The organism is Streptomyces sp. NBC_00576, assembly GCF_036345175.1.
Classification (GTDB): domain Bacteria; phylum Actinomycetota; class Actinomycetes; order Streptomycetales; family Streptomycetaceae; genus Streptomyces.
The window spans coordinates 7,328,162-7,345,451 of sequence record NZ_CP107780.1 but is presented as its reverse complement, the minus strand read 5'-3'; the positions used below and the strand labels follow the sequence as shown (position 1 = coordinate 7,345,451).

General features: G+C 70.6%; 10 protein-coding genes. All 10 read right to left on the bottom strand.

What is annotated here, in order from left to right; translation table 11 throughout:
- Positions 1–16: 16 nt before the first annotated feature.
- Positions 17–1,288: a hypothetical protein gene (locus tag OG734_RS32075; RefSeq protein ID WP_330290923.1), complete on the bottom strand. Its 1,272-nt coding sequence runs from the start codon at positions 1,286–1,288 to the stop codon at positions 17–19.
- Positions 1,285–1,794, bottom strand: coding sequence for a sigma-70 family RNA polymerase sigma factor (locus tag OG734_RS32070; protein ID WP_330290922.1), 510 nt, complete (start codon positions 1,792–1,794; stop codon positions 1,285–1,287). The genes OG734_RS32075 and OG734_RS32070 overlap by 4 nt, the downstream gene beginning before the upstream one ends.
- A gap of 245 nt (positions 1,795–2,039) precedes the next feature.
- The gene (locus tag OG734_RS32065) at positions 2,040–4,352 is read right to left on the bottom strand and encodes a glycosyl hydrolase family 95 catalytic domain-containing protein (RefSeq protein WP_330290921.1); all 2,313 of its coding nucleotides are present in this window, start codon (positions 4,350–4,352) and stop codon (positions 2,040–2,042) included.
- A 40-nt stretch (positions 4,353–4,392) separates the two neighbouring features.
- Positions 4,393–5,142, bottom strand: a complete 750-nt coding sequence (locus OG734_RS32060) for a polysaccharide lyase (RefSeq protein ID WP_330290920.1) — start codon at positions 5,140–5,142, stop codon at positions 4,393–4,395.
- A 3-nt stretch (positions 5,143–5,145) separates the two neighbouring features.
- Positions 5,146–5,676 (bottom strand): polysaccharide lyase family 7 protein, encoded by a 531-nt coding sequence (locus tag OG734_RS32055; RefSeq protein WP_330290919.1) that lies wholly within the window; start codon positions 5,674–5,676, stop codon positions 5,146–5,148.
- A gap of 334 nt (positions 5,677–6,010) precedes the next feature.
- The gene (locus OG734_RS32050) at positions 6,011–8,920 is read right to left on the bottom strand and encodes a glycosyl hydrolase 115 family protein (protein WP_330293865.1); all 2,910 of its coding nucleotides are present in this window, start codon (positions 8,918–8,920) and stop codon (positions 6,011–6,013) included.
- A 351-nt stretch (positions 8,921–9,271) separates the two neighbouring features.
- Positions 9,272–9,919, bottom strand: coding sequence for a sarcosine oxidase subunit gamma (locus OG734_RS32045; protein WP_330290918.1), 648 nt, complete (start codon positions 9,917–9,919; stop codon positions 9,272–9,274).
- Positions 9,912–13,202 (bottom strand): sarcosine oxidase subunit delta family protein, encoded by a 3,291-nt coding sequence (locus OG734_RS32040; protein WP_330290917.1) that lies wholly within the window; start codon positions 13,200–13,202, stop codon positions 9,912–9,914. The genes OG734_RS32045 and OG734_RS32040 overlap by 8 nt, the downstream gene beginning before the upstream one ends.
- A gap of 24 nt (positions 13,203–13,226) precedes the next feature.
- Positions 13,227–14,459, bottom strand: coding sequence for a sarcosine oxidase subunit beta family protein (locus tag OG734_RS32035; protein ID WP_330290916.1), 1,233 nt, complete (start codon positions 14,457–14,459; stop codon positions 13,227–13,229).
- Between the two features lie 177 nt (positions 14,460–14,636).
- Complete coding sequence (locus tag OG734_RS32030) at positions 14,637–17,087, bottom strand: GcvT family protein (RefSeq protein WP_330290915.1); 2,451 nt, start codon at positions 17,085–17,087, stop codon at positions 14,637–14,639.
- Positions 17,088–17,290: the final 203 nt, after the last annotated feature.

Here is a 17,290-nt window from a genome sequence, read left to right as displayed (position 1 = left end):
CAACCGTGCGCGGGGGTCAGCTGTGCGTGGACGTGGTGCCGGGGCCGGTGGCCCGAGCGGAAACCGGGCCGCGGGGATCGGCCGCGCGGGAGGCGCCGGGGCGGGGGGCCTCGGAGAGAGAAGCCTCGCCGCTCTCGTGCAGGGAGGTCACGGAGGTGGTGGCGGCCGTACCGGAGGTGGCGCGGGCGACGATCGCCGCTCCTTCCCCGGTCCCGGTCGGAGTGCCCCCCTCCTCCTCCTCGAACAGGTCGCGCGCCTGGCGGCCGTCCAGTCCCGTCGAGGCCTCGGCGGCCGGGGCGGGCGGTAGGACGGGCGGGATCGAGGGCAGCACCTTGGCCACGGCGCTGCCCAGCGGGCCGCAGCGGGCCAGCAGCGGGGTCCCGGTGACGGCCACCCGGCCGTGCCGGTCGGTCAGCAGCGAGCGGACGTACCCCCGGCCGGGGCCCAGGACCACGGCCCGGACCGTGGGGTCGTCCCCGGGCGGGGCGGCGAACTCCGGGGGCAGCGGGTCCGGCAGTTCGGCCGCGATCAGCACGGGCGCGATACCGAGCCGGGGCGGGGTCTCCCGGGCGGTCCGGTAGGCGGACCGCACCGGAGGGCCCGGGTAGTTCTGGTGCACGCCCTCGGCGACGACGACCAGCGGGCTCGGCAGCCGTACGTCGAGCTGCGCGGCGACCGCCTGGACCAGGGCCGTGGCCGCCCGGTCGTTCCCGGTGACGGAGAGCACGGGCGGACCGACGGCCAAGTCGAGGAAGGCCGCCGACCGGTCCACCTCACCGACAGCGACGATGATCGGGCGGATGTCGGCCGCCTCCGGTGTCACCGAGGGCAGGTCCGCGCGGGCCACGAGCCAGCGCTCCGGTTCGTCCGGCTCAGTCCACCACACCCCGTCGGGGTCGGGCTGCGGGAGTTCGGTCCCGGCGAGGAGCACGGCGACCGAGTCGGAGTCCACCAGCGCGGCGTACGGTCGGGCCGGTGCGGCGGCCAACCGGGCCGCGGCCAGGGCCCGTTCGGCGTCCCGCCAGGTCTCGGGGGCACCCAACCGCCGTACGAGCAGCCGCAGACTGCTCCGGTGGCGGTACCAGGCCCGCACAGGCGCGGTGAACGCGTAACGGGTGACGGCCAGTTCACGGCGCAGCCGCGCCCAGGCCGCGCGCCAGCCGCCCCAGCGCATCGCCCACACGCGCAGCAGCAGGAAGACCAGCAGCAGCGCCCCGGCGATGCCGAGCACCCGGTAGATGGTGTCGCTGTGCTGCCGGAAGAAGACGAAGGGGTCGGTGTTCCTCATGCCGCCTGGATCTGGTCTCGTAGCGCCAACAGGGCATAGTGGTTGCGGGACTTGACGGTGCCCTGCGGGACGCCGATGGTCCGCGCGGCCTCCGCCCGGGTGTGGTCGCGTAAGTGGATGTGGAACAGCACCTCGCGGTGCTCGGGCGACAGTCCCGCCAGGGCCAGCCGGACGACCTGGCGGGTGGCGACGCCGTCGGCCAGGTCGCCGGCACTGTCCGGCCGGTGCACCATTCCGTCCGGAATCACGCCGACCGGGATGGCCCGGTCGCGCCGGTGGGCGTCGACCGCGAGATTGCGGGCGACGCGGTAGAGCCAGGCGATCCGGCGGTCCTCGTCGTGCCGGTCGAGGTCGGCGGCGAGCCAGGCCCTCAACATCGTCTCCTGCACGATGTCCTCGGCGCGGTGCCTGTCTCCTGAGGTGAATCGGTACACGTAGCGGAGCAGACGGGCACGGTAGCGCTCAGCGGTGGGGGGAGGAGAGCCGGACGGTCGAGCGTGAGACATGGTTTGGCTCCAACGACGCTCTCTGTGGGGCGACATGGGGACCGCGTGCTTACTGAGTCGCGGCGGAACTCCGAGGCTATTGACATCCTGACGATTTTTCCTGTATCAGTTTTTGCCCAATACAGACAAAACCGAGCAGAGTTAGCTCAGATCCAGCTCAGAGTTCGATTTCCATTCCGTCACGACAACGCGCAAGTAGCCCAGTCGGGAAGGAATGCCGCGCCCAGCAGGAATGCCGCACGGCTCTACGGCAGCCCCCAGGGCTCCCCCCGCTCCCCCAGAAGCACCGGGCCGATCACGAGGTCGGGCCGCTCCCCCGCGTACAGCAGCACCTCCCGGCCCTTGGCCAGGTCGATCGTGAGGGTGCCGTCCTCCGATGTGTGCGTGCGGGCCGGGGTGCCGTCGTCCAGTACCGCCGTCAGCGGACCGCCGGTCAGGTCGTGGGCCAGGCGCAGGGGTTCGCCGGCCAGGCTTCGTATCCGGATGAAGCGGGTGGCGCCGGCCGTGCGGGCCGCGCTGACCAGGAACGCGCCCTGGGTGCGGAAGTCGTGCAGGGTGACGTCCGGCCAGGTGGACGGGACGGCCGGGAAAACCCGTACGACGCCGCCCCAGCTCTGGCAGAGCATGTCGTGCAGGGACTGGGAGGCCGACAGCGGGGTCTCGATGACCGGACCGGCCTCCGTGTAGTGGGTGTTGGCCCGGCACGGGTAGCGCGTGGTCGGGTCGAAGAACTTCTTCAGGTAGGTCAGTGACGTGTCGCCGCGGCCCATCATCGCGTACAGCGACGCGGCGCCCGTGTAGCTGTAGCCGCGGTGGGCGCCGGTCAGCGCGTGCCAGCGGACGACCGACTTCTCGATCAGCTCGCGGTGCTCCGGCTGGTCCCAGTTCACCAGGTACAGCGGATACACCATCAGCAGGTGGGAGTAGTGGCGGTGGGACTGCGCGTACGGGGTGTCCGCGCCGATCATGAAGCCGTTGCCGTCCACGGGGTACGGCGTCAGCCTGGCCAGGGTCTCCTGCCAGCGGGGTGCCAGGGGGTCGTCGACGCCCAGGCGTTCCGTCGCCTCCAGGAGTGCGGTGCAGCCCCAACGGATGAGCGACAGGTCGTAGTTGGTGTCCTGCGGGGGGACGACCGGGTACTCCGGGGAGAGGGTCGACGGGAGGTGCAGTCTGCCGTCGTCTCCTGGCTGGAGGAAGTGCAGGTAGTAGTTGATCGCCCGGCGGAGCAGGGGATAGACGGTGTCCCGCAGCAGCTTGTCGTCCATGCTGTGGCGGTAGCTCAGCCACACGTTGTGCAGGGCCCAGGTCAGATCGCCCACTTCGGCGCCGGTGCCGGGCCTGCCGACGCCCCGGTTGGCGAACATGTCGGAGCTGCGGCCCACTCCGGCACTGTCCGAGCGGTAGGCGGCGGGCACGTTCGCGGTCAGTTGTTCCTGGTTCTGGCGGAGGGTGGTGGCCAGCGAGTCGAGTTCCAGGTGGTTGGAGCCGTGGATGAGCCAGTACTCCAGTTGGACGTTGAGGTTCCACCACACCGCCGGCCAGGGCGTGGGCTCCAGCCAGGGGCCGCAGGTGGCCATCGGCGGGCCGCCGGCGACACTCGCCGACGCGACCTTGTAGAGCTGGATCCAGTGGAAGCTCTGCAGCCGCTCGTCGGGGAACGAGACGAAGCTCTTGCGGTAGTACGCGTGCCAGTTACGGGTGTGCGGGGTGCGCAGGGCCGTGTACGAGGCGGCGGTTCGGCGGATTCTGCTGAGCGAGGCTTCCCCCGCCCGCGTGTCCGACGGGTGGCTGTGCGCGACGGTGAGGACGAGGGTGTCGCCCGACTTGCGGTACGCCGTCGCGGTCTGGCCGCCGCCTGTCAGGGGCTGGAGGACCTGCTCGACACCGCCGGTGGTCCGGGTCGTCCACGGTGGGTTCGGGACGTAGTCCGCCGGCGGGGCCTCGCTGACCTTGCGGGGGCTGATCGCCTCCTCCGGGTGGAACGTCCAGCGGACCTCCTCGTCGCCGTCCGCCGTGACGCGGGCGGCTAGGACGCCGTCGTGGATGAGGGCGGCGAGGGTCAGGGTGCCCTTGTCCGTGGTGATCGTGCCGGTCAGTTCGGCGTTCCACAGGCTCAGCCGCCAGTCCACCGCGGTGATGGTGCCGACCGGGTCCAGCGTCAGGTGTCCCACGGGGAGCCTGCAGGTGCCCCAGCCGCTCCCCAACTCCGGGCGGTGGTCCTGGACTTCGCCGTGCTGGACGGTGAAGCGGATGGCGTTCGCGCCCGGTTCCCTGTAGATCATGCTGCCCAGCCGCCCGTCCCCGAGGAACGGGCCCTCGTGCCACAGCGTGGGCACTCTGCGCCACAGCAGGTCCTGCTTGCGCAGGAAGCCGGCCCAGGCCGCGTCCGAGTCCATGCGGTTGCGAAGCTTCCAGGGGCGGCGGCCGGCCACGGCGGCATCGCCTGCCGGACCGGCGGGATCGGCCTGGGCGGGTTGGGCTGCCTGGGCGACCTGGGGCAGGGCGGCAAGTGTCGTACCGCCCAGCGCCGAGCCGAGCACTGCTCTTCGAGAGGTCATGCGGGTGCCTCCAGGAGGGGGGAGTGTGGCATCGTCGGCGTCAGACCCAGTTGGCCGGTTCGGCCAGGGCATAGGTCGAGGCGATCCGATGGTTGTCGTGCAGGATCGTCAGGGTCCGCGGGCCGCTGGGCGTGCCATCGCGCCAGGCGGTGCAGTAGATCCCGTTGGACCAGCGGATCGTCCGCGAAGTGGACGGCAGTACGGTGATGCCGGTCCGGCTCACCGTCCGCGTGCCGTTCAGCCACACCTCGAAGGCGCCCCGGCCGTCGCCGTCGAGCTTCAGCCGGGTGACGATCCGGATCCAGGTGCCCCGCAGACCGCTGATCGACCCGGCCGTGCCGTTGATGCCCCCGGAACCGCCGAACCGGATCTCCGATCCGATGACGAACATCAACAGCCAGGGCCCTTCCGGGTCTTCGGGCGACCACTGCTGGAAGGTGACGTTCTGGTTGTGGAAGGTCCAGTCGGACGCGAGCCGGATCGCCTGGCCGTAGTACCGGTCCTCGCCGACGCTCTGCGCGCCGCGCCGGATCACCTCGGAGTGGTAGCCCCCGGTCTCGTCGATGTACGTCTGGGTCGCCGCGAGCGCGTGCGCGCCTTTGTAGGTCGGCGAGTCGACGGTCTCGATCACGCCGTCCTTCTGTGTGTAGGCGTGGTCCCAGCCCTCGACGCTGCCGCGGTTCTGGAAGTGGACCTCGTCGGCGGCCTGGGCCCGTCCCGGCAGGATCGCGGCGGTGGCGCCGGCGAGGCCGAGTCCGCCGAGCGCGGTGAGTGCGCTTCGTCTCCGCACGGCTCACCGCGTCCAGTAGGTGAGGTTGCGGAAGCGTGCTTCGGCCCGTCCGGCGCCGTGGTGGTAGACGCCGTTCTTGAAGTGGCGGGTGGCGGGGCCCCGGTCCTGCGTCGCGAGGACCAACTCGTCGTCGAAATAGACGTCCACGCTGCCTGCCGAGGCGTTGTGCGCGATTTTGACGTTGAACCAGGTGTCGTACGCATTGGTCTTCAGGACCGTGCGGTCGTACGCCCGTACGGTGCCGCCGTTCGCGTTGTAGGCGTTGAGCATGAAGTCCGTGGCCGGGGTGCCGGCGGGGTGGATCACGCGGAGGATCTGTACGAAGGTCGCGCCGTTCGTGCCGGCCGGGAGGTACACGTCGGCGTCCCACATGTGCCGGCCGGACGTGTACTCCTGCTTCCAGCGCATCTCGGTGCGCGGGTCGGTGGAACTGCCCTGCGAGAGGGGCTCGTCGGTGTCGTACACCCACATGCGGTGGACGCCGCCGCTGTTGCTGTACCGGTCGCTCAGGTCCAGGTTCCACGGCTTGTGCATGCCGTACGTGAACGTGGTCTTCGTCCAGCCGTCCGTGGGGGACGCGGCGGAGGCCGCAGGAGCCGCGGAGGCCGTCGACCGGGTCGTCGACCAGACGGCGCCCGAGGCGAGTAATAAGCCTCCGGCTGCCAGAACCGTACGCCTCGACGGAGTCGCGGGAGTCATGGGCATGCCAATACGACCTTTCCGGGGACCCCTTTCCAGGGGTTGGCGATTCATCGGATCTATCCTTCGAGGCGAGCGTAGGACTAGACCAGATGGGCGGTCAATATTCCCGTCCGGATTCACGTCCGCCGAAGATAGATCCGATGTACGCCGACCCCTGCCTGCCCGGCTACTCCCCTCGCGGACCCGGGTTGAACACCGGGTGGTAGCTCTCCGGCGGAGCCAGATAGCTGACCGGCAGTCCGCCCGTGTCGATCACGATCTGGTCCACGGCGATCGCCGCGTCGACCATGAAGAGCCGCAGTTCGTGTTCGCCGGGTTCGGTGACCGTCACCGTGGCCGTCAGTCTCTCGACACCGTCCTCCACCTGGCGGGCCCAGGCGTCACCCCGGTTGCCGGTGGCGACGGACTGCCCGGACAGGACCGTCACCGGCTGGTCGTCGAGCGACACCGCCACCCGTCGTCGGCCCCGCTCGTCGAGCGACGGCAGCCGGAAGACGGTGACCGAGAAGGTGCCGGTACTGCTGAAACGCACCCGGTATCTCAACTCCGGTGCCCGGGCGGCGAAGTCGGCCGTGACCGGCGCCGCCGTCGACGGCACCGCCTCCACCGCGCCCGTGCGACGGCCCAGCCCCCGCACGGTACGCCAGCGGGCCCCGCCGCGCGCCACCCGGCGGTCGGTGTGCGCGGCGTCGATCGAGACGTACCCGTGCGCCTCGACGAACCCGCGAGCCAGGCGGCGCGCCCGTTCACCGTCGTTGCGCACACTCAGCGGTACGTCGACCCGTTGCCCGGCGTCGGACCCGCTCACGGTGACCGTCGCGTCGTACGTCCCCTCGGGCACCCGGTCCCAGTCGATCTCCACCCACACCCTGGTCTGGTCGGTCAGGGAGCCGCCCGACTCGCTCAGCCGGACCCAGGGATGACTGGCCTCGGCGGTCCAACTCATCGCCAGGAAACCGGTGTTGAAGACATCCAGGAAGCGGCGGTCGCGGGTGCCGGAGAAGAAGGACAGCGGGCGGGCCGTCCCCGTCTCGTTGCCCTCCGACGCCACCCCGAGGCCCGACGTCTCCTGCCGGGCGACCCTGGTGACGGTCGGGCGGCCCGGGGCCTTCGGGATCTGCGAGGGGTACGGGTTGACGATCCCGTCCCATTTTCCGCCCGCCACCTCGGTGTTGTAGCGCTTGGTGAGCGCCGCCTCCGTGGTGTGGGCCGCCTCGGCCAGGTCGGCGAAGCGGTTCGTCCCGGCGCCGCGTCCCTGGCGCCGCGCGAGCGCGTTGCGGTCCGCCCAGTAGTACTTCAGGTTCATCAAGTAGGCGCCGTGCACCGGGTATTCGACCAGTTCGAAGTAGGCGTCCCGGTAGGCCTCGGGCAGCTTGGCGCCCAAGGTCCGCGCCCGCTCCAGCAGTTGCTCGTACGCTGCCGTCCGGCGGCTCGCCTCGTCGCCGTGGTGGACCACGGAGATCAGGCCCGGGGCGATGAACTCCGGGCGCAGTTCTGCCGCGAGGCGGTAGTACTCGGTGCGGATCGCGGCGATCTCGCGGCCGTGGCGGCGCCCGAACTGTCGGCCGGCCCACTCGACCAGGAAGCCCTCGACGTCGTCCGCGTCCCACCGGTTCACGTCCCAGGCGACGTCCATGGCGAAGGACAGCCCGTTCTCGATCGACTTGAGGTCCCCCACGTTGAAGATCCACATGCGGTCGGCGCCGTGCTCGTACACCCGGCGCAACTCCTGCCAGACCTTGGCCGGTTGGGTGGTGTCCAGCCACAGGTAGCTCTTCGGGCGGCCCCAGTAGGAGAGGTGGTAGTAGATGCCGTTGCCGCCCGCCCGCCGCCGCTCGGCGTCGTTGGGTAGCTGGCGCATGTTGCCGTGGTTGTCGTCCGGCCAGATGAGCGTGACGTCGTCGGGCACCTGGACGCCCGCGTTGTACAGGTCCAGCACCTCCTTGTACGGGATGAAGATCTGCGGCTCGGCCGCCGCACCGACCTCCTCGGTCAGGATCCGGCGCTGGTCGGCGATGATGTCGTTCATCACCACGACCTTCTCGGGGATCGTCGTGGCGTACTTCGTCTCCAGCGCGCTGTCGTGCAGGCCGCGCATGCCGAGCGTCCAACTGCTCTCGTAGGTGGCGTTCTGGCGGGCCCGGGCTCTCCAGTAGTCCGAGATGACAGCGGGGTTCACCGTGTAGTCGTACACCGGCAGGCTGCCGTCGGGGTTGCGGTGCTCGGCCGCCCACGGGTCCCATTCGTGGACACCGTTGCGGAGCAGGGCCTCGGGGTGGCTGGAGCCGACGACTATGCCGTAGTACTCGGCCAGTTCGGGGTTCTCGCGGTGCTTGTTGAAGAAGTCGGAGTACGGATGCATGGCCGGCCAGAGGTAGTTGGCCTTGAGGCGCAGGAGCAGTTCGAAGACCCGCTTGTACGTCTCGGGGCCGATGTTCTTGTCCGGTTCCTGGGTGCGGTGGGACCAAGTGGTCAGGTTCTGCTCGTCGTTGATGAAGATGCCCCGGTAGCGGACGGAGGGCTCGTGGCGGGTGCAGGAGCCCGCCGGCACGGTCACCTCGTCGCGGTGCTCCACGGGCACGTCGGCCCACCAGTACCAGGGCGAGACGCCGATGCGTTCCGAGGTGTCGTAGATCCCGTAGATCGTGCCGCGCCGGTCGCTGCCCGCGATCACCAGTGCGCGGTCCACCCCGGGTAGCGGACGGTCGACCACCTGGGTCACCGATGCCTCCCAACTCCCCTTCACCCGGGAGACGTTGAGGCGGCCCTGGGCGATGAGCCCGTCAATGACGGGGCTCGCGCCGATCGTGCCGACGACGACCAGGTGCGCCGCCTTCTCGGGGAGGGTGTGGATCAGCTGGGGGCGGGCGGCGGCGACCCGTTCGACGTCTGCCTGGAGGTCTCCGGCCGCGCGGATCACGGCGGGGTCGTCGGCCGCGTCCACGAACACGTCGGTGGCCGATCCGCCTCGCACCAGCGGGAATTCAGGTCTGGCCGTCCCGGCCGAGGGCGCGGCGTGGGCGGCCGTGGGGAGCAGACCGGGGAGCAGCAGTGGGGTCACTCCGGCGGCGGCCATTCCGCGCAGGAACGACTTGCGGGTCCATGGCAACGCCGGGGGCGGGGTCTGCGGTTGTCGCGACGGGCTCTGGGGTTCGTGGTGCGGCACGAGACGCTCCCTTTCCGCCCAGAGCCCCGCGTCGGCTCTTCGCACAGCCGGTCCGGGGAGCTGAGCGTATGAGTGGCTGTGAGCAGGCGAAAGGCGCGCTTGCCAACGACGGGCACGCTGGCATGGTCAGGCTAGAAAGCGCTTGCCATGCACCCTAGGACAGCCCCGGCCCGAACGTCCATACCCGGCATCACCCTGCGCCCCGCACGAACCACTCACCGTGCAGGGCGCAGGACGATACGGGAGTCGTGGAGTACGTCCTCAGACGTACTCCGTCGCCGCGTCGAGCAGCCAGTCCGTCAGATAGCCGGCGAAGGACGAGCGGACCAGTACCCAGAATCCGGCCCGGGGCTCGTCCCGGGCGACCAGCACGATCTGGGTGCGGCCCAGGGTCGTCTGGGCGCAGCGGCCGGCGCCGAAGGCGCGGGGATGCAGGTCCAGCGGGCAGCCGTGGGCCAGCAGGTCGCGGGCGCGGGGGCCCGTGACGAGGAGCGTGGTGCGCTGGGCGGAGACGTCGGTGACGGAGACCGGCTCATCGCCCGCCGCCGCCCTGATACGGCTCTCCAGGTCCCGTTCGCTGCCGGGCGGCCCCACGACCAGCCACTCGTCGGGCCCCAGCCACAGGGCGACCAACTCCCCTGTACGTACGACGGTGTTGGGCGCCAGTGGCAGCGGGATGTCGAGCGCCAGCCCGACCGCGTCCGCCGCCCCTCCCTTGGCGTCGAGGCGCACGTTGAGCTGGGCCAGGAAGGGGAGTTCGGCGAGTCGGACCGCGCCCGCGGAGGTACGGGTGGCGGCGGCCAGACGGCCGGCCGCGTCCGACAGGGGAGACACGGGGGACGCGGAAGGAAGGGGGAACGCTGGGGACGGGGAGGGCCGGGCGGCGCTCAGGGTGGTGGTGTCAGCCATCTCGGCGGGCTCCCTCGGGGTCGTAGAGGACGGGGCTCGCGACGGTCACGGGGACCAGACGGTCGCCCACGGGTGCGTACAGCCGTTCGCCGACGCGTTCCCGGCCGCCCTTGATCAGGGCGAGCGCGAAGGTCCGGCCCAGAGCGGCGCTGCGGTAGCTGGAGGTGACGTGACCGAGCATCGGGACGGGCGGCGCGGGCAGCACGCTGTCGGCGACCAGTTGGGTGCCCTCGGGGAGGAAGGCGCCGGGGTCGTCCGGGAGCAGGCCGACCAGGTGCTTGCGGTCGGGGCGGACGGCGTCGGCACGGGCGTAGGACCGCTTGCCGATGAAGTCGGGCTTCTTCTTCGACACCACCCAGCTCATGCCGAGGTCCTGCGGAGTGACGGTGCCGTCGGTGTCCTGGCCGATGATCGGGTAGCCCTTCTCGGCACGCAGGACGTGCATGGTCTCCGTGCCGTAGGGCGTGATGCCGTACGGGGTGCCGGCCTCGTACAGCGCCTCCCAGAGGGCGCGGGCCTCCCACGGCGACACGTTGATCTCGTAGGCCAGTTCACCGGAGAAGCTGATCCGGCACACCCGCGCGTCGATGCCCGCGACGAGCGTCTCGCGCCAGGCCATGAAGGGGAAGTCCGCGTTGTCCACGGCCAGTTGGGGCGCGAGGGAGCCGAGGACGTCCCGGGAGCGGGGGCCGACGAGGGCGACCGTCGCCCACTGCTCGGTGACGGAGGTGCAGTGGACGCGCAGGTCGGGCCACTCGGTCTGGGACCACTCCTCCATCCAGTCCAGTACGGCGGCGGCGTTGCCCGTCGTCGTGGTGACCAGGAAACGGTCCTGGGCGAGGCGGATGACGGTTCCGTCGTCGAAGATCATGCCGTCGGGGCGGCACATCACGCCGTAGCGGATCATGCCGACCTTCAGGGTGCTCATCATGTTGGTGTAGAGCAGGTCGAGGAAGACGCCCGCGTCCGGGCCCTGTACGTCGATCTTGCCGAGGGTGGAGGCGTCCATGAAGGCCACGCTGTCCCGGGCGGCGGCGCACTCACGCAGTACGGCCGCCTCCATGTCCTCACCGGCCCGCGGGTAGTACCAGGGGCGCTTCCACTGGCCGACGTTCTCGAACAGCGCGCCGTGCTCGATGTGCCAGGCGTGCAGTGCGGTCGTCCGGATCGGGTCGTGCAGCGCGCCCCGGTCGCGGCCCGCGAGGGTGGCGAAGGAGACGGGGGTGTACGGCGGCCGGAACGTGGTCGTGCCGAGGGCCGAGATGTCGACGCCGAGCAGTGCGGCGACGATGCCACTGGCCAGGAGACCGGACGTCCTGCCCTGGTCGTTGGCGGTGCCCGCTGTCGTGTAGCGCTTGGTGTGTTCCACGGAGCGCATACCGGCGCCGGTGGCGCGGGCCAGATCGTCCACGCTGACATCGCGTTGGAGGTCGACGAAGGAGTGGGTGTCGGAGACGTCCGGGATGGCGTACACGTGCATGGGCGGTGTGTGGGGCTGCGCGGCCGGGTCGGGGGCGGGGAGGCGGGGTGCCTCGGGTGCGTAGCCCTCCGCCGCGAGCGCGCGGGACGCAGCGGCCACGCCCTGGTCGAGGACCGAGGGCAGGTCCAGGACGCCGGCCGCGCTGCCCGCGACCTCGACGGCCTGCCGGCAGGTGTCGGGGACGAAGGTGCCGAGCGCGCCGTCGTAGCGGAGCTTGCCGCCCGCCTGGCTGAACAACTGGGCCACCGGGTTCCAGCCGCCGGAGACCAGGAGCAGGTCGGCGGCGAACTCCCGCTGTCCGGTGGCTTTTCCGGCTTCTGCGGGCTCTCCTTCGTACGGGGCGACCGATACGGCGGTCAGGCGCGCGTCGCCTTCCGCGTTGGCTTCCGCGTCGCCTTCCGTGCCGACGACTGCGTGTCCGGGCAGGACCTCGATACCGGCCGCCCTCGCGCGCTCGGCCCACTCCCCCGGGTAGGGGCGGGTGTCGACGATCGCCGCCACGTCCACCCCCGCTGCGGTGAGGTCCAGGGCCGCCGCGTACGCACTGTCGTTCGTGGTGAACACGACCGCCCTGCGGCCCGGCAGGACGCCGTGGCGGTTGACGTACGTACGCGCCGAGGCGGCCAGCATCACTCCGGGGCGGTCGTTGTCCGCGAAGGCCAGCGAGCGTTCGTGGGCGCCGGTGGCGAGGACGACGCGGCGGGCGCGGATGCGCCAGACGCGTTCGCGGGAGACGTTCTCGGGGGCGGCTGCGCCGAGGTGGTTGGTGCGGCGTTCGACGGCGAGGAGGTGGTTGTCGTCGTAGTAGCCGAAGACCGTGGTTCGGAGGAGGACTCGTACGTCGGGGGCCGCTTCCAGGCGGCCCGTGGTCTCCGCCACCCAGTCGAGGTGTTCGGCCGTGCCCAGGAGGCTGCCGCCCGGTTCCGGTCGGTCGTCGGCGAGGATGACTCGGGCGCCGGTGCGGGCGGCCGCTGCGGCGGCTGCGAGGCCTGCGGGGCCCGCGCCGACGATCAGCAGGTCGCAGTGGGCGTGTACGGCGTCGTAGCGGGCCGGGTCGGGGGTCGTGGCCAGGCGGCCCTGGCCGGGGAGGCTGGTTGCTGCCAGGCCGTCGTACAGCTCGACCGTGGGGGCGGGGAGCATCGGTTCGGGGAACGGGGCCTCGATCTGGATGACGGCGTTGGGTTCCTCGACGCCGGCCGAGAAGATGCCCCTGGGGCGGCCGAGCTTGATGCTGGTGCCTGTTTGGATGATGCCGTTGGCGAGGAGGGCGGAGGCGAGGGTGTCGCCTTCGTAGCCCTGGTATTCGGTGCCGTCGAAAGTGAACGTGAGCGGGTTGTTCCTGTTGATCCGGCCGCGGGTGGGGAGTCTGAACGGCTGGGATTCTTCCCCCACCCCGCCCCTTCCCGAAAGTTCTGGGGGCTCTGCCCCCAGGCCCCCGGTCGGCCCTGAAGGGGCCTCGTCCTCAATCGCCGGACGGGCTGAAAATGCCGCCGGCCGGGGCTGGGAGGTTGCCGTTCGCCTCGCTTCCTCCACCACCGGGCGCTCCTCTCCCGCCCGGTACACCGCCAGGATCTCGTTCGTCCCGGTGTCCCGTACCGCGTTGAACCAGCGGCGGCAGCCCGCCGCGTGGGTCCAGCGTTCGGCGAAGGGGCCCTTCGGGTTGTCGCGGAAGAACAGGTACCGGGCCCACTCCTCGTCGGTGAGGGCCGACGGGTCCTCCGGGTACGGCACATGTGCCTGGCCGCCGTAGTGGAACTCGGCCTCGTCGCGGGGCCCGCACCACGGGCAGGGGATGAGCAGCATGTCGTTCGGCTCCCTTGGGGATCCCTAGTGGGCCACCGCGGCCGCGCCGTGCTCGTCGACGAGCGCGCCGGTGGTGAAACGGTCGAGCGAGAAGGGGGCGTTGAGGGGGTGGGGGGTGTCGTGGGCGATCGTGTGGGCGTAGACCCAGCCGACGCCCGGGGTCGCCTTGAAACCGCCCGTTCCCCAGCCGCAGTTGAGGTAGAGGTTGTCCACCGGGGTGAGGCCGACGATCGGCGACGCATCCGGGCTCACGTCGACGATGCCTCCCCATGTACGCAGCACATGGGCCCGCGCGAAGACCGGGAAGAGTTCCAGGGCCGCCGACATCTGTTCCTCGATGATGTGGAACGCGCCGCGCTGTGTGTACGAGTTGTACGAGTCGATGCCCGCGCCCATCACCAACTCACCCTTGTGCGCCTGGCTGACGTACACGTGGACCGCGTTGGACATCACCACCGTCGGGTGCACGGGTTCGAGGAGTTCGGAGACCAACGCCTGCAACGGGTGGCTCTGGAGCGGGAGTTCGATGCCCGCCATCGCCGCCAGGACCGAGCTGTGGCCCGCCGAGCACAGCGCCACCTTGCCCGCCGCGATCGGGCCCAGGGTCGTCTGAACCCCGACCACCCTGCCGCCGACCACATCCAGGCCCGTGACCTCACAGTTCTGGATGATGTCGATGCCGGCCGCGTCCGCCGAGCGGGCCAGGCCCCACGCCACGTGGTCGTGCTTCGCGATGCCCGCACGCGGCTGGTAGGTGCCGCCCATCACCGGATAACGCACGTCCGGCGAGATGTTGACGATCGGGCAGACTTCCCTCACCTGCTCGGCGTCCAGCCACTCCGCGTCCACACCGTTCAGGCGGTTGGCCTCCACCCGGCGCACGCTGTCGCGGACGTCCTGGAGGCTGTGGGCCAGGTTCAGCACGCCGCGCTGCGAGAAGAGGATGGGGTAGTCCAGCTCCTCCTCCAGGCCCTCCCACAGTTTCAGCGAGTGCTCGTAGATGCCCGCGCTCTCGTCCCACAGGTAGTTGGAGCGGATGATCGTGGTGTTGCGGGCCATGTTGCCGCCCGCCAGCCACCCCTTCTCCAGCACGGCGACGTTGGTGATGCCGTGGTTCTTCGCCAGGTAGTGGGCGGTGGCGAGGCCATGTCCGCCGCCGCCCACGACGATCACGTCATAGCTGCGCTTCGGCTCGGGCGTGCGCCACAGCCAGTCGGGGTGCTCCGGCAGCTCGGCGCCGGGGGTACGGGGGCTCATCGCGCGTCTCCGTCTTCTGCGGTGAGTGGACTGGGGGTGCTGAGCGCCTCCGGCGAAGTCGGGTGCGCAACCGCGCCCCGAAAGGGGCGCGGGGCGGTACCCATCTGCGGCTCCGCCGCGGGGCGCGACCAGCCCCCACCGGCCCGCAGATTCATCGCCGCCCTCCCAGCGGAGCGCCTACCCACGGAGGCGGGACATCGTCGGGTCGAACAGAGGCTCCTCGGCGACCACGGCCTCTACGCGCTGGTCGAAGTAGCCGATGGTCAACGCCGTTCCAGGGATGGCCAGTTCGGCGGGCAGCCAGGCGTAGGCGATGCCCTTGCCGATCGTGTAGCCGTAGGAGGCGCTGGTGACGTAGCCGACGGGCCGGTCACCCTCGTCGTACACCGGTTCCTTGCCCATCACCACCGACCGGGGGTCCTCGATCGTCAGGCAGGTGAGCTTGCGTCGTACGTCCGTCTTACGGCGTTCCAGTGCCGCCTTGCCGACGAAGTCGCCCTTGTCGAGCTTCACCGCGAAGCCGACGCCGGCCTCGTACGGGTCGTGCTCGTACGTCATGTCGGTGCCGAAGGAGCGGTAGCCCTTCTCCAGGCGGAGGCTGTTGAAGGCGCCGCGGCCCGCCGCGATGCCGCCCAGCGGCTGCGCCGCCTGCCAGAGGGTGTCCCAGAGTTTCTGGCCCTGGTCTGCGGTGGTGTAGAGCTCCCAGCCGAGTTCGCCGACGTACGACAGGCGCATCGCCGTCACCGGGACGCTGCCGATGTAGGCGCGCTTGGCGCGGAAGTACTTCAGGCCGTCGTTCGAGAAGTCCTCGTCCGTCAGGGGCTGGAGGACCTTGCGGGCCAGCGGGCCCCACAGGCCGATGCAGCACGTGCCCGGGGTGATGTCGCGGACCTGGACCGTGCCGTCGGCCGGGAGGTGACGGGTGAACCAGTCGAGGTCCAGGTTGCCGTTGGCACCCACCTGGAAGAGGTCGCGGCCGAGGCGGGCCACGGTGACGTCGCTGCGGATGCCACCGTCGTGGTCCAGGAGCAGGGTGTACGTCACCGAGCCGACCGACTTGGCCACCTTGCTGGTCGTCAGACCCTCCAGGAAGGCGGCGGCACCCGGGCCGGTCACCTCCAGGCGTTTGAGGGCCGTCATGTCGTACATCGCGACCGTCTCGCGGGTCGCCTGGGCCTCGGCGCCGACGATCGGCGACCAGTACTGCGCCGCCCAGTCGCCCGGGGTGGGTACCGAACGGCCTGCCACCAGGGGTGCGTTGGCCTCGTACCACTGCGGGCGTTCCCAGCCGTTCGCCTCCAGGAAGAAGGCGCCCAGTTCCTTCTGACGGGTGTGGAAGGGGCTGGTGCGGATCGGGCGCGGGTGCCCGGACGGCTGGAGGGGGTGGAGGATGTCGTAGACCTCGACGAAGTTCTGGCAGTCGCGGGCCAGGACGTACTCCGGGGAGAGCTGGTGCGGCTCGAAGCGGTTGAGGTCGCACTCGTGCAGGTCGAAGGAGGAACAGAAACCGTCGACCAGCCACTCGGCCATGGCCCTGCCCACGCCCGCCGAGTGGGTGACCCACACCGCCTCGGCGACCCAGAAGCCCTTGACGTCCGGGGACTCGCCGAGGAGCGGGAAGTTGTCGGTGGTGAAGGAGAACAGACCGTTGATGCCCTCCTCGACCTTCGCTTCCTTCGTCGAGGGGAGGAGTGACTGTGTCTCCGTCCAGGCGGGCTCGAAGTCGTCCTCGGTGAACTTCAGCACCGAGGGCATCCCCCCGGCCGTGTCCGCCTCGTCGAAGGAGAGGATGTCGTCGGCCGAGATCGGCATCGGGCGGTGGCCGTAGTAGCCGATGCCGATGGTGTCGAAGCGGTCGCGGTAGTAGAGGTCGGCGTCCTGGTGGCGCAGGATCGGGCGGACCGCCTCCTCGGTCTGGCCCGCGAGGGCGGGGACCGGGCCGGTCCAGGCCAGCTGGTGGGCCAGGGGGGTGAGGGGGAGGTTGAGACCTACCATGCGGGCGATCTTCGGGCCCCAGATGCCGGCGCAGCACACGACGATGTCGGCCGGGATCTCGCCCTCGGAGGTGAGAACGCCCGTGACCTGGCCGTCGGTCTGCTGTACGTCCAGTACCTCGTGGCGGGGCAGGAAGCTCACGCCTCGTTCGGTGGCCCGGCGGATCTGCGCCTCGACGGCGAGGACCGCCTTGGCGAGGCCGTCCGTGGGGACCAGGAGGCCGCCGAGGACCCGGTCGCGGTTGACCAGCGGGTGGTGTTCCACGCACTCGTCGGCGGTCAGCAGGCGGGACTCGATGCCCCAGGACGTGATCCAACCGTGCCGGCGGTGCAGTTCGGTGAGGCGCTCGGGGGTGGTGGCCACTTCGAGGCCGCCGACCTGGAGGAAGCAGGGCTGGCCGTCGACGTCCAGGGAGCAGAACTTCTCGACGGTGTAGCGGGCCAGCTCGGTCATCGTCTTGGACGAGTTCGTCTGGAAGACCAGGCCCGGGGCGTGCGACGACGATCCCCCGGTGGCGGGCAGCGGGCCCTGGTCGACCACGGTCACTTCGGTCCAGCCTCGTGCGGAGATCTCGTCCGCGAGTGCCGCGCCAACGACGCCCGCTCCGATGATGACCACTCGGGGTCCCGCCATCGCCGCACCTCCGGTTGAAAACCAGTCCAGGCCCTCAGTGTCAGTTGCTGTCTACGCAACATGACTCAGGTTGCGCAACTCAATGTGCCTGTCGTGCAGGTGGGTGTCAAGGGCCCACCCACCAGCCCGTCCGGCGTTTGAGGACGAGCGCTTTCGGCGCGAACGGGGGTTCGGGGGCAGCGCCCCCGAGGATGGGACAGGTA